Origin of the sequence: Streptomyces sp. NPDC059008 (assembly GCF_042749045.1) — a bacterium.
GTDB lineage: Bacteria > Actinomycetota > Actinomycetes > Streptomycetales > Streptomycetaceae > Streptomyces.
The window spans coordinates 357,779-370,475 of sequence record NZ_JBHYJC010000001.1 but is presented as its reverse complement, the minus strand read 5'-3'; the positions used below and the strand labels follow the sequence as shown (position 1 = coordinate 370,475).

Annotated in this window: 13 protein-coding genes; 5 read left to right on the top strand and 8 right to left on the bottom strand. The window is 70.1% G+C overall.

Annotation, left to right across the window (positions count from 1 at the left end; genetic code table 11):
* The first annotated feature begins 120 nt into the window (after positions 1-120).
* Positions 121-657, top strand: coding sequence for a MarR family winged helix-turn-helix transcriptional regulator (locus ACFWZH_RS01690; protein WP_384424266.1), 537 nt, complete (start codon positions 121-123; stop codon positions 655-657).
* Positions 658-778: 121 nt separating this feature from the next.
* Positions 779-1,231 carry a GNAT family N-acetyltransferase gene (locus ACFWZH_RS01685; protein ID WP_384424265.1) on the top strand — a complete coding sequence of 151 codons (453 nt, stop codon included), beginning with the start codon at positions 779-781 and terminating at the stop codon, positions 1,229-1,231.
* Positions 1,232-1,274: 43 nt separating this feature from the next.
* Here the strand turns inward: ACFWZH_RS01685 and ACFWZH_RS01680 are convergent, their stop codons facing one another.
* The 5 genes from ACFWZH_RS01680 to ACFWZH_RS01660 all read right to left on the bottom strand — a co-directional run bounded on the left by ACFWZH_RS01680 (position 1,275) and on the right by ACFWZH_RS01660 (position 7,676).
* Positions 1,275-2,033 carry a TetR/AcrR family transcriptional regulator gene (locus tag ACFWZH_RS01680; RefSeq protein ID WP_384424264.1) on the bottom strand — a complete coding sequence of 253 codons (759 nt, stop codon included), beginning with the start codon at positions 2,031-2,033 and terminating at the stop codon, positions 1,275-1,277.
* 797 nt (positions 2,034-2,830) lie between these two features.
* Positions 2,831-3,967, bottom strand: a complete 1,137-nt coding sequence (locus ACFWZH_RS01675) for a pyridoxal-phosphate-dependent aminotransferase family protein (RefSeq protein ID WP_384424623.1) — start codon at positions 3,965-3,967, stop codon at positions 2,831-2,833.
* A 122-nt stretch (positions 3,968-4,089) separates the two neighbouring features.
* Positions 4,090-5,553 (bottom strand): serine hydrolase domain-containing protein, encoded by a 1,464-nt coding sequence (locus ACFWZH_RS01670; RefSeq protein ID WP_384424263.1) that lies wholly within the window; start codon positions 5,551-5,553, stop codon positions 4,090-4,092.
* Positions 5,554-5,686: 133 nt separating this feature from the next.
* Entirely contained in the window at positions 5,687-6,400 is a 714-nt protein-coding gene (locus ACFWZH_RS01665; RefSeq protein WP_384424262.1) for a hypothetical protein, read from the bottom strand.
* A 40-nt stretch (positions 6,401-6,440) separates the two neighbouring features.
* The gene (locus tag ACFWZH_RS01660; RefSeq protein WP_384424261.1) at positions 6,441-7,676 is read right to left on the bottom strand and encodes a MerR family transcriptional regulator; all 1,236 of its coding nucleotides are present in this window, start codon (positions 7,674-7,676) and stop codon (positions 6,441-6,443) included.
* Positions 7,677-8,075: 399 nt separating this feature from the next.
* On the opposite strand from ACFWZH_RS01660, the gene ACFWZH_RS01655 reads away from it, so the two are divergent.
* Both ACFWZH_RS01655 and ACFWZH_RS01650 read left to right on the top strand, forming a co-directional pair.
* Positions 8,076-8,321 (top strand): hypothetical protein, encoded by a 246-nt coding sequence (locus ACFWZH_RS01655; protein ID WP_384424260.1) that lies wholly within the window; start codon positions 8,076-8,078, stop codon positions 8,319-8,321.
* 134 nt (positions 8,322-8,455) lie between these two features.
* Complete coding sequence (locus ACFWZH_RS01650; protein WP_384424259.1) at positions 8,456-8,878, top strand: hypothetical protein; 423 nt, start codon at positions 8,456-8,458, stop codon at positions 8,876-8,878.
* 30 nt (positions 8,879-8,908) lie between these two features.
* On the opposite strand, the gene ACFWZH_RS01645 is transcribed toward ACFWZH_RS01650, so the two are convergent.
* Positions 8,909-9,247, bottom strand: coding sequence for a cyclic-phosphate processing receiver domain-containing protein (locus tag ACFWZH_RS01645; protein ID WP_384424258.1), 339 nt, complete (start codon positions 9,245-9,247; stop codon positions 8,909-8,911).
* A gap of 276 nt (positions 9,248-9,523) precedes the next feature.
* On the opposite strand from ACFWZH_RS01645, the gene ACFWZH_RS01640 reads away from it, so the two are divergent.
* Complete coding sequence (locus ACFWZH_RS01640; RefSeq protein WP_384424257.1) at positions 9,524-10,249, top strand: dienelactone hydrolase family protein; 726 nt, start codon at positions 9,524-9,526, stop codon at positions 10,247-10,249.
* A 72-nt stretch (positions 10,250-10,321) separates the two neighbouring features.
* Here ACFWZH_RS01640 and ACFWZH_RS01635 read toward each other — a convergent pair whose 3' ends face one another.
* Complete coding sequence (locus tag ACFWZH_RS01635) at positions 10,322-10,717, bottom strand: hypothetical protein (protein ID WP_384424256.1); 396 nt, start codon at positions 10,715-10,717, stop codon at positions 10,322-10,324.
* Positions 10,718-10,791: 74 nt separating this feature from the next.
* Positions 10,792-12,249 (bottom strand): replicative DNA helicase, encoded by a 1,458-nt coding sequence (gene dnaB, locus ACFWZH_RS01630; protein ID WP_384424621.1) that lies wholly within the window; start codon positions 12,247-12,249, stop codon positions 10,792-10,794.
* Positions 12,250-12,697: the final 448 nt, after the last annotated feature.

Below are 12,697 nucleotides of genomic sequence, written 5' to 3'. Positions count from 1 at the left end.
AGATCGTTGCGTCCGTCCTTTACAAGCGTTCACAATAGTTGCAGACGCGGGTTAAATGCAAGCGCCGTATATTTCGAAAGTGCTCTATCCTGGTTCGTGCGCCCCTTGAGGAGGTCTTCGATGACGCAGCAGACGCGGGAGCAGCTGGAAACGCGGGAGCAGGCGGCAGCCCAGCAGCCGGCGACAGCCGAGCCCGCTTGCCCGCCGGCGTCGCCCCCCGGGCTCGCGCAGGGCTGGTGCGCGCTCTCCGCCCTGCACGGCCGGATCGAGTCGCACATCGAGCGCGCACTTCAGGCGCAGCACGACCTCAGCGTCCGCGAGTTCTCGGTCCTCAACGTGCTCAGCGAGCAGCACGACGGGCCGGGCGGCCATCTGCGGATGCACCAGGTGGCGGACTCCGTCGTCCTCAGCCAGAGCGCGACCACCCGCCTGGTCACCCGGCTCGAGGAGCGGGGACTGCTCTCGCGCTACCTGTGCCCCGACGACCGGCGCGGCATCTACACCAACGTCACGCCCGACGGGCTCGCGCTCCTGGTGGAGGCCCGGCCGACGCACGACGGCGCACTGCGTGAGGCCCTCCACGACGCCGCTCAGCGTCCTGAGCTGGCGCCACTGGTCACCGCCGTCGAGACGCTCGCACCGTCGACGGAGCACTGACCGCAGGCACTGACCGCAGGCACGAGCAGGGACGAGCAGGGGCGATTGCGATCCGGGGGCCGGGCGCCCGGCCCGGTCACCCGCCTGCCGCCCTGTGAGCGCGCGGCATAGGGTCGCGCCCATGAGCGACATCGAGATACGCCGCGCGACCGAAGCCGACCTGCCCGCCATCGTCGCGATGCTCGCCGACGATCCCTTGGGCGCCGCCCGCGAGTCGCCCGACGACCTCGCCCCGTACCACGCCGCATACGCGGCACTCGCCGCCGACCCGCAGCAGCACCTGGTCGTCGCCGTGCGCGAGGGGCGGACGGTCGGCACCCTCCAGCTGACGGTCATCCCCGGCCTGTCACGGCGCGGCGCCACCCGTTCGATCATCGAGGGCGTACGGATACACCGTGACGAGCGGGGCGGCGGCCTGGGCAGCCAGCTCATCGAGTGGGCGGTAGCGGAATCCCGCACGCTCGGCTGCCAGATGGTGCAGCTCACCTCCGACGCGACCCGGATCGATGCACACCGCTTCTATGAGCGCCTCGGGTTCGAGGCCTCCCACCTGGGCTTCAAGCTCACTCTCTGAAGGATGCGCTCACTCCGATGGGCGCGTTCACTCCGCGTGGCATTCAGCTCCGCCGCGTACGCCGCCGCGCCCGGTGGGCCTTCTGCCGGCAGGCGCCGCCGCAGAAGCGCGCGGGCCGTCCCGTACGAGCCACGGCAATCGCCGTACCGCACACCTCACACCGCGATTCGTTACGGTTCGCCGCTCCAGGTGGAAGTTTCGTTACAGCAGGGCCCGCCCGCAGCGCATCACACATCAGCACCGTCATCCGCCCCTGCGCCGCGGACTCCGGATCCGCCGCCGATGCGGCCTGCTCCATGGCTAGACAGCCCACCAGCAGCGCCCTGAGGTCCGTTATCCCGACGTCCTTCCGCACCGCTCCCGCCTGTTGAGCCCGGGCGAGCAGGGCCTCCAGCGCCTCGTCGAAGTCCCGCCCCACCCCTGGCGACGGCTCGAAGCGCCCTGCGCCGGCCGCCGCCAGCGCGTCGCACAACGCCTTGTTTCGTGAGGCGAGCCGCACCACCGACGACAGGAAGCGAAAGAAGACCCCACCGGGGTCCTCGACATCGATCAAGTCCCTTGCGGTGTCGGTGAAAAGCTCGATCCGTTCTACGATCGTCGCCCTGAACAGGGCTTCCTTGGAAGGGAAATGGCGGTAGACGGTGCCCGCCCCGACGCCCGCGCGGCGTGCGATCTCCCCGAGTGGAACCCCCAACCCCTTTTCCTCGAAGGCGAATCGGGCTGCCTGGAGCACCAGCGCCCTATTGCGCCGCGCATCCGCACGCGCGTACGGGACACCACGCGCGGCACCGCCGTCCGCCATTTCACGGGCCTCCTGAGAACCATCGACGTCCGCGTCGAGAACCGCCGATTTAAACGGGTCGACTATTCCGATTCTACGGGAGGGATCTACACATGATCCTTAAGGGTCGGGCGCGGTCGCGCCGACCGGTCGACCAAACGGGCGCCGTAAGCACGGTCAGCGGGAGGAGCAGGCGAACAGAGGAAGCACGGCGAAGAGGAGGGAGCGCAGAGGAGAGGAGGGAGCGCAGAGAGGAAGAGGAAGCAGGGCGCACAAGGGCGCGGTGAACCACCGCCTGATGGCGGACGGCGGAAAGCAGGCGGCGGGCAGCGAACGGCGGGCATCGGGCATCAGGCAGCGAACGGCGAACGGCAGACTACGGAGCGCAGATGACGGGTGGTGAATGACGGATGTCGGGCGGCTGACCAGTACCGGCGCCCCTCGCCTCACCCCGCGAGCCCAAGGCCGGCGACCGTGACCGTCACCCACCCACTACCACCCGCTACCGGCCGCCACCGGGCCCACCTGCCGCAACGCCGTCGGCGTGTCCCCCAGGCGTACGCGCCTCGACCACGCGCCTCTACCCCCAGCGCCCAACTCGGGCCCAACTTGGGCTCAGAATACGGACCTTGACGAAATAGTCGTCCGCCTAGGAGCCCGTCCGCGGCCTCGGGCTATACGAAACGAGGCGGCTGCCCCTCGCGGGAGCCCGAGTCCCGTTTCACGTGAAACGAAGCCGCGTTGCACCTCCACACGGCCGTGTTGCGCATACACACGTGGGGCCGTGTTTCACGTGAAACACGGCCCCACCCATGCCTTCAGCTACCGATGGCCTCGTCCCAGGCCTCGCCCGCAGCCACGGCAGCGCCCTCAGCGTCCACGGACACCCCCAGCGCACGCAGCCCGCCCGCCAGCGCCATCAGTGAGGCCCTGACCACCGCCTGATCAGCCGCGCGACCATAGTGGTTGACCCGGATCATCTCCTTGGCCAGCGTGCCCGCCGCGGCCTGGACCGGCACTGCGGCGTCCACCGCGAGTGCAGCGGTCACGATCTCCCGGGCGTCCGTTCCCTCCGGCGCACGGAGCGTCGTCGCAGCCGGCGCCGCGTCCTCATCGCGCAGGACGTACGGCGCGAGCCCACCCATCGCCCGCACACCGGCGCGGGTAGCCGCGGCCGCCGCCCGGTGCCGGACGATCACCGCATCCAGCCCCTCGGCGTCGATACGGTCGGCTGCCTGCTCCAGAGCAAGCATCTCCAGCTGCGCCGGAGCGTGCGGCAGCGCGGCGCGGCCACCGTCGATCCAGCGCTCCTTCCAGTCCAGCAGCGAGAGGTACGAGCGGCGTGGAGCCTGCTCGTTGGCGGCGATCCGCTCCCACGCACGGGCACTGACCGATACCGCGGACACGCCGGCGGGGCCGGCCATCGCCTTCTGCCCGCCGATCACGCACAGGTCCACGCCCCACTCGTCGGTCAGCAGCGGCTCGGCGCCCACGGACGCGACCGCATCGAGCATGAACAGCGCACCGTGCTCCCGCACCACCGCACCGATCTCACCGACCGGGTTGGTGTTGCCGGTGGCGGCCTCGGCGTGCACCAGGCTCACGAAGTCGATCTCGGGGTGCTTCCGCAGCGCATCCGCCACCTGCTGCGGGGCCACCGCACCCGTGAACGGGGCACTGATGGTGATCACCTCGGCGCCGCAGGACCGCAGCCAGCCGCCGAAGGTCTCCCCGTACGGTCCGGTGATGATGTTGAGCGCCGTGCTGCCGGGCCGCACGGCCGAGCGGATACAGGCTTCCAGGGGCAGCAGCGCCTCGCCCTGCATCGCCACGACATCGCAGCGGGTGCGCATCAGCGCGGCGACCTTGTCCTCGATCCGCGCGAAGTGGGACGCGGTGAGAGGAGACAGGTCGAGCAGGTCCGGGGCGGCGGAGTTCGCGGTCGGGTCAGACACGGCAGTCACAGGGCCTTCCAGCGGTAGCGAGCCGCCTCGACGCGGCTCCTGACGTCTCGCTCGACTGTACGGCCCGATGCCCGCACCCTCACCGCACGGTCCTCGCACCCAGCGCACGGGCCTCACACCCGCCAACCCTCCGGATCCACGCCCCCAGGCACCGGCTCCGCCGGCTCGTACGGACCGCGGGTGAAGACGAAGGTGCCGAGATCCAGATGGCTGACCGAACCATCCGGCTCGCGCACCACTCGCAGGGTCTCGCCCGCGTAATAGCCGTCCAGTCCGGTCCAGGTGCCATCCCCCTCGGCCCGGAACCGCGAAGACCGCCCCGACCGGGACAGCGGAGCGAGTTCAAGTCCGCGCTCGGCCCGCAGCCGCAGCGTGTGCGGGTTCGCTCCCCAGTACCAGAGGCCGGTCAGCGCCAGCAGGTCCGGATCCAGCGGGCCGGGCAGCGGTCGCCAGGGCTCGGGAATCCGGGGTTCGTGCTCGATCACGATCCCGGTGAGATCTGCGGCGATCGCCGAAACCGCCGGGCCGGAAGTGCAGTTGGCGAGCACGATCCCGGCGACGTCCTCCTCGACGTCGGCCCACAGTCCCGCCAGGAAGCCGGGCATCGAGCCGCTGTGGCCCACCAGTGTCCGCCCTTCTCGGCGCACCAGCTGAAGCCCCAGCCCGTACCCCGCCTCCCACCCGCTCCCCTCCGGTGGCACGGCCGGTGTCCGCATCTCGGCGAGACTCGCCGCGCTCAGCACCCGCTCATCGCCCCTGAGCAGGAACGTCGCCCACCGGCACAGATCATCCAGCGTGGACCACAGCTGCCCCGCCGGACCCATCAGACCGGTGTCGTGCGCCGGTTCCGGCAGCATCACATCGGCCCACGGGTGCACCGCCCAACCGCCCGCGTGCGGCATCTCCGGCTGCGGCGTCGTACGGCCCATTCCCAGCGGTTGCAGCACCTCGCGCCGTAGCACCTCGTCCCATGGCGTACCGCCCCGAAGGCGTTCGACCAGCGCACCCAGCAGCGCATAGCCGGGGTTGGAGTAGTGGTGCCGCCGCCCGGCGGGGAGCCGCTGCGGCCGGTCACCGAACAGATCGGCCGGCTCCGGCCGCAGTTCGCCCGAGGTCCGCTCCCACCAGGGGGCCCTCGCCTCCGCCGCCAACCCCGAACTGTGCGCGAGCAGTTGAGCGATCGTCGCGTCGGGCGCTGGAGTGCCCTCCAGATGCCTGCCGACCGGGTCCTCCAGCCGCAGCAACTCCTCGTCCCGGAGCCTCATCACCAGCACGGCGACAAAGGTCTTGGTGAGCGAACCGATCCGGTACTGCACATCGCCGTGCGGTACCTCTCCCTCCACCGAGGTCCTGGCACCGCTCCACACCGCTCGGCCGTCGCGGACCACCGCGCCCATCATCGAGGGCGCCCGCCCCTCCGCCTGCCCGATCGCCAGCCGCCGCAGCAGCGACCGCCGTGTCTGGGGCAGCAGCCCCACGAAGGCTTCGCAGGTGTCGACCGGCACCGGCGCATGGCCGACCGGCGCGGGCTCCTCCGCTCCGGGCTCCTGAGGCCCGGCGGACTGGGTGATGGTCATGGTGCTCCTCAACGGCGGATCCGATGCAACCGATCAAATCAGGCGGACAGCTTCGCCTGTCCGGCCCCGGCCGATCCAGCTCAGCCGTTCCCCCGTTCCCCCGTTCGCCGGTTCGCCCACCCCCGCTCCTCGGCTATCCGCGCAGCGCCGCCGCCCCGAGCACGCTCCCCAGCTCGGTCTGTTCCGCCTCCGGAAGCCAGCGCGCCGCATGCACCATGTGCAGCGCGGTACGCAGCCGCATGCGGTCCTCGTCCGTACCGAGGTACCCGAGGTAGGCCGGGAGCGTCAGTCCCAGCGCCTTGAGATCGGCCCGCGCACACCACCGCGACAGCAGCTCACGGACGCGTGCGTCGACCACCGGGTCGAGAGCCCATGGCGCCGCGTCCGCTCCGGTTTCGCCGCCTTGCCCGGCTCCCTGCTCGCACGGCGCAGAAGCCGTACCCCGCAGGCCCTCCGCGATCGCGATCCGGTTCCAGTCGCCGTACTGCCCCTCGGGGGCGTCCCTCACCCGTTCCGCGGCGCGCAGGAAGTACGCATGCGCGAAAGCCGGTTGGCCGAGTTGCCGATAGGCGAGCCCCAGGTTCACGTACAACGACGGGTAGAACCCCTGGACGCGCTCGTCGCCCACCCGGTCGGCTCGGGTCAGGCACTCCTGGTTCCACCGCAGCGTCTCTTCGGGCAGGGTCTGGTGCCGGGCAAGATAGTGCGCGGCGACGCACGCCTCATAGTCGTCGGCGGCGATGTCCCAGGCCCGCTGGAAGAGTCCGAGCGCCACCTCGGCGTCTCCCTCCGCCTCGGCCTGCATCCCTTCCACGCACAACCGCACCACAGGCAGTTCCGGATCCATCGGCCCATTCCCCTCAGCAGTCACCAGCAGCCACCAGCAGTCAGTCCTTGGTCTCGGTCTCGCGCACCGGCATCACCAACGTGGTGAAACTCCCCTGGTCGGCGGAGCGGACCACGACGGGACGGTCGGCCGAAACGCTCTCCAGCAGCACATCGGGCCCCACCCCGGCCTCCAACGCGGGCACAAGTACCGCCGGATCAAAGGCGATCCGCAGCCCAGGCCCCGTACGAACCATCCGCAGCAGGACGGGCTCGCGCCCACCGCCCGACACCTCCAGCGCCTGCCCCTCGGCCATGGCGCCGGCCTGCTCAGCCGTGGGCGCAGGCGCTGTTTCACGTGAAACAACGCTCTCGCTGCGGCCGCCTGCACCGTCCCCGGCGTCGTCCCCCGCAGCGGTCGACAACGACACCACCCGCGCCCGTCCTGCCACCGCATCCCGTAGCGCCAAACGATCGACGATGACGCGATGCCGCCCGGACGCCAGGCCTTCCAGCATCAACCGGTAGTCCGGAAACACCTCGGCTGCCTCCGCGCCCTGGCGTCGACCCGCGCTCTCCATCACCTCGCGGCAGTCCGCCTCGCCCCGAAGCCGGACGCCCACACCGTCGTTCGCACAGTCGTCCGCGCACTCCACATCGACCGCCACCTGCCGTACGGCCCACTCCGCCAGATTCCGCGCCGTCTCCGCACCGATCAGGACCTGTCGCGGTCCGCCCTCGAACTCCGTCGGCCGCAGCACCCGCACCGCCAGGCAATAGCGGTCGGTGGCCACCAACCGCACCTCACCGTCGACGAGTTCCAGCAGCACACAGCCCAGCGGCGGATACTTCTTCCGGGACGCCCCGGTCGCGACCGCGGGCGCCACCTGCCGTACGGCACTGGCGAGTTCGGCACCGCCCACCCGCGCCCTGGCCCAGCTCCGGCCGCTCAGCGAACCGCCGACCGCCTCCCGGAGAAGCCCCTCCACCACCGCCCGCGCCGCGTCCGCCGTGCGCCGCGTCCGCTCCAGGTGTGCCCGCAGCACGTCCCGCGCCGCATCCTCCCGCCCGTCCAGCACGACCGCGGCATCCACCAGCGGCAGGCCCGCCTCCCGCAACCGCCGCAGCCGTACCGCCCGCGCCGCCTGCCTTGCCGCATAGCGCCGGTAGCCCGTCACGGCATCCACCTGAGCCGGCCGCAGCATCCCGCAGTCGTCGTAGAACCGCAGAGCACTCGGCGCCAGCCCTACCCGTCGCGCAAATGCGCCGATGCTCAGCAGGTCTTCGCTGTCGTCCATGGACGCGATTGTGGGGCTTCAACCAGCTTGAAGGTCAAAGCCCATACCGCGGCGGCGGTGCTCCACCTGGCCGACCGCTGTTGCCTCCGACTCCGCTCCGACCAGCGGTATCTCACGCCGCAGGCCTCCGCCCAACACCGTTGCCAGCGCGTGCAGTTGGGATTTCCGTTGAGGGGCGGCGCTCTCAATTCCGTTCGCCGAGTGGCCAACTGACTCCGTCACCCACAGGGCGGAGCACCGACACCCGCTGCTGTCCAGCCCCCTCGCCGCCGCGGCCAGAGCCCCGAGAACCCGGATGGCAGTACCGATGCGCGGTGCGGCATTTTTCATATTAGCATCCCAGTCACTGTACGCAGTGGATCTGTCACAGATCGCATCCGTTCAATCTATGGAGGAGAAATGCGCAAGCTTCACAAGGCTGCCGTCGTGGCCGCCATCCTCGGCACCGTCAGCTTCCTCGGCGCCGGCACGGCCTCCGCCCGAGGCGGAGGCCACGGTAACTGGTGCCGGTCGCACGACCTGAACGTCGACGTCCTCGGCCAGGTCGGGATCCTCAACGGCCTGCTGGGCAACGCGCTCAACGGTGAGGGCGGGCCTGGCGGACAGTTCGGCGGGGTCGGCTCGAGCATGGGCTGCAACGGCTGACAACTGGCACACGTCCCGGCGTCCGAGCCGACCGGCTCGGCGCCGGGGCCCCTCCCCGACCTCCATCAGGGCCTGGGCGCAATCCGGTGCGCCGCGCATGACGCCCCGGCATCGATCGCAAAGGAACCCCGCACATGTTCAGTCGAAAGAAGATCGCAGCCGTCTCGGTGCTCCTGAGCGGCCTCGCCGTGACCGGCGCCGGTGCCACCCAGGCCTACGCCGCAGCAACGCCCAGCGACTGCACCCGCACCGCGCAGGGCATCACCTGCATGCACAAGAGCCAGTCCGTCTACACCAACAAGGACGGCAAGCGCATCGTCAGGCAGACGCACGAATGCTCGTCGAACTCCCGGCACATCCTGGTGCTGCCGCGTATCGGCGTGCTGAACGAGGCCCCTCAGACCACAAGGGTCGGGCCCGTCATGAGCTGCTCCAACAAGGTGCCGCCGTCCAAGGACTTCAAGGAGGACAGCCGGAACGTCCGAGTGCACCCGGCGGCCCCCCGCAACCGCAACGAGGAGGGCCTGGTCCAGCTCATCGCCAGACGGCTGCTCTGACCTGGGCGTCCCCACCCCGTGTCGGATGCGCTAGGCCGTTGCCCGCCGGACTCGGTAGTTCCAGCGCGTGAGCGACCGGACGACGGTTTCGGCCCCGATGGGGTTGGCGCTGTGCACGAAGACCATGCCGATGTGGAAGGGCCGTCCGCTGAAGGCGGCCTCTTCCATCAGGGTCACCACGGGCATGATGCTGTCGTCGCCGCCGAGATCGTGATCGAGCCAGAGTTCGTCGATGAAGGCGTCACGGTGCTCTTGCAGTAGCCGGACGCCTTCGCGGCTGGTGCGGGCGATCCGGGTGGCTCTGGGGATCGGTCGGAGGTCGTCAATGCCGAGGATGACGGGCGTCGGTGCGGCTGGGGCCTCTTTCACCTCGTCATCCTCACAGTAGAGCGGCCGCGAGATCCTCGGGGTGCCAGGTTGTTCTGAGAGCACCGATGACCGGTGCGCTCAAACGGCCTGGCTGCCTCGGGCGGGCCGGCCACCGATCGCCGGCCGGACGCGGTGTCCACAGTGCGCCCCGGGTGCCGGAAAGGCGCGATCGACGAACGCCCCTGGGCCTCCTGCTGACAGGTCGTGTGCCCGCGCTGTTCTGCCGACGGTGAAGACCGGCCCACCCGGGCTCGACGATCACTACAGTCCGATCCCATGACGATGGTCACCACGCGCACGGTCGAATACCCGGCCGACGGCCTGACGATGATCGGGCACCTCGCACTCCCCGCCGGTGTCGACCGCCGGCCCGCAGTCCTGATCGGGCCCGAGGGGATGGGGCTCAGCGACGTCGAACGCCGCCGAGCCGATGCCCTGGCCGAGCTGGGATACATGGCGCTGGCCTTCGACCTCCACGGCGGGCGTTATGTGGACGATCCCGAGGAGATGCTGGCCCGTTGCATGCCGCTGCTCGCCGACCCCGACCGGATGCGGGGCATCGGCCACGCGGCGCTCGATGTGCTGCGCGCCGAACCGCGGACCGACCCCGACCGGATCGCCGCTGTCGGCTACGGCACCGGGGGCGCGATCGTGCTGGAACTCGGGCGCGACGGCGTCGATCTGCGCGCGATCGGGACGGTCAACGCGCTGACCACGGGCCGACCGGGCGAGGCCGCGCGCATCCGTTGCCCCGTGTGGGCCGGGGTCGGGTCGGAGGACCCGATCATGCCCGCCGAGCAACGGGACGCCTTCGCCGCCGAGATGCAGGCCGCGGGCGTCGACTGGCGCCTCGCGGTCTACGGCGGAGCCCTGCACGCCTTCCACCACCCACCGGTCGACCACGCCGCGCCCCCCGGCGTCGGCTACCACCCTCAGCACGCGCAGCGGGCCTGGCACGACGTCGTCGGCCTGCTCGCCGAGTGCCTGCCCGTCACGGAGTGAACGGGACGGCTGCCTCAGGTTGGTGTCATCTCCTCGAACTGTCCGGCAGGCTGCACCGCTGCCCGGGGGGCGTCACGAACCTGCATCGGCCGCCATCCGTTCCACCCACTCGCGCACGGTCACCGCTCGCTCGATGCGGCTGACGATGTCCTTCTCGGCCGCCGTGTCCAAGGTCTCCGGAAGTTCATCGAAGGTGCCGGGAAGGACATCGAGCAGACCCCAGATCTGCTCGCCGGTGCCGACGGTCAGCAGCTGCTGGCACCTCCACTGCAGCGGCACTTCGGGACGGTGCGTGAGCCGCTGCACGAGCGTGGGGAACAGGTAGTGCGTCGCCTCTGCGGCGAGGTGCTCTTGGAGCCAGTCGACCGGGAGGCGCTGGCTGAAGCCGTACCTGGCGGCCTCTTGGGCCAGGTCCAGGAGCTGCGCGGTGTCGACGGCTCGGACAGTGCGGGGAAGGGCCGGGCTCATGCCGCGATGATGCCAAGAAGCCGCCACGGGGCGGGAGGTCAGCCGGGCCGCATGCGAGACGCTGCAGCGTCCGCTCAGGTCTGTGCCATGTCCACGAAGCGCGAGTAGTGGCCCTGGAACGCCACCGTGATCGTGGCCGTGGGGCCGTTACGGTGCTTGGCCACGATCAGGTCGGCCTCGCCCGCCCGGGGGGACTCCTTCTCGTAGGCGTCCTCGCGGTGCAGCAGGATGACCATGTCGGCGTCCTGCTCGATCGAACCGGATTCACGGAGGTCGGAGACCATCGGCTTCTTGTCCGTGCGCTGCTCGGGGCCACGGTTCAGCTGGGAGAGCGCGATGACCGGCAGCTCCAGCTCCTTCGCCAGCAGCTTGAGGTTTCGGGACATGTCCGAGACCTCCTGCTGGCGGCTCTCGGCGCGCTTCGAACCGCCGGACTGCATCAGCTGGAGATAGTCGATCACCACCAGCTTCAGCTCATTGCGCTGCTTGAGCCGTCGGCACTTGGCACGGATCTCCATCATCGACAGGTTCGGCGAGTCGTCGATGTACAGGGGCGCGGCCGAGACGTCGGGCATCCGCCGGGCCAGCCGCGTCCAGTCCTCGTCCGTCATGCTGCCGGAGCGCATGTGATGCAGCGCCACCCGTGCCTCGGCGGACAGCAGACGCATCGCGATCTCGTTGCGCCCCATTTCCAGGGAGAAGATCACGCTCGGCAGATTGCTCTTGATCGAGCAGGCCCGCGCGAAGTCCAGCGCGAGGGTCGACTTACCCATCGCCGGACGCGCCGCGATGACGATCATCTGCCCCGGGTGCAGACCGTTCGTGAGGGAATCCAGGTCGGTGAACCCGGTCGGCACGCCCGTCATCTGGCCCTGACGTGAGCCGATCGCCTCGATCTCGTCGAGAGCGCCCTCCATGATGTCGCCGAGCGGCAGATAGTCCTCACTGGTCCGCTGCTCGGTGACGGCGTAGATCTCCGCCTGGGCGCTGTTGACGATCTCGTCGACGTCGCCGTCCGCGGCGTATCCCATCTGCGTGATACGGGTGCCGGCCTCGACGAGCCGGCGGAGCACGGCGCGCTCGTGGACGATCTCGGCGTAGTACTCGGCGTTCGCGGCCGTCGGGACGGACTGGACGAGGGTGTGCAGATACGAGGCACCGCCGACCCGGCCGATCTCGCCGCGCTTGGTCAGCTCGGCGGCGATGGTGATCGGGTCGGCCGGCTCGCCCTTGGCGTAGAGGTCGAGGATCGCCTGGAAGACCAGTTCATGGGCAGGGCGGTAGAAGTCCTCGCCCTTGAGGACCTCGACGACGTCCGCGATGGCGTCCTTGGACAGCAGCATGCCGCCGAGCACGGACTGCTCGGCGTCCAGATCCTGCGGGGGGACCCGCTCGAAGCCGCCGGCCCAGGAACCGCCGTCGTCGTCGCGGTCGGGTCTGTCGCCGCGGCCGCGGCCCTTGCCGTCGCCTCGGCGGGAGCGGGGAGCCGGCAGCCGGTCGCTCGGACCGGAGTCCGCCCAGGGGTCTTCCATGGGCTCGGGAACGCTCACCCCGGCACCTCCTCCCGTCCGCGGCGCGGACCTTGCTGTGCTGTTCTTTCATACGGCACAGCTCTGACAATCGAGACGCCCGACTCCGGTTACGGCGCGTCGAGTTCGGACGATGTCTCAGGCCAGAACAGGCGGCGGGTGCCGGACCACGGTAGGCCCGTGGGCACCGTCCGCCAATCTGGTTATCCACAGGCCATGTGGATGACCGCCCCACAGCTGTGGAGAAGTCCCCGGATCCTGTGCACGGCGCGGGGGAAACTTCTGTGGACAAGCACACAATCACCCCACCCTCACCCTTCTGACCTGCAGTTTTCTCATCCATAGGCTGTGGGGGAGAAAAACTTCTGCCAGCTGTTCAAGATCGCGACAAACGCCACGGAGGAGGAGGCTCCGCACAACGGAAAGTAAGGACTGCAGGGGGTTTGCGTCT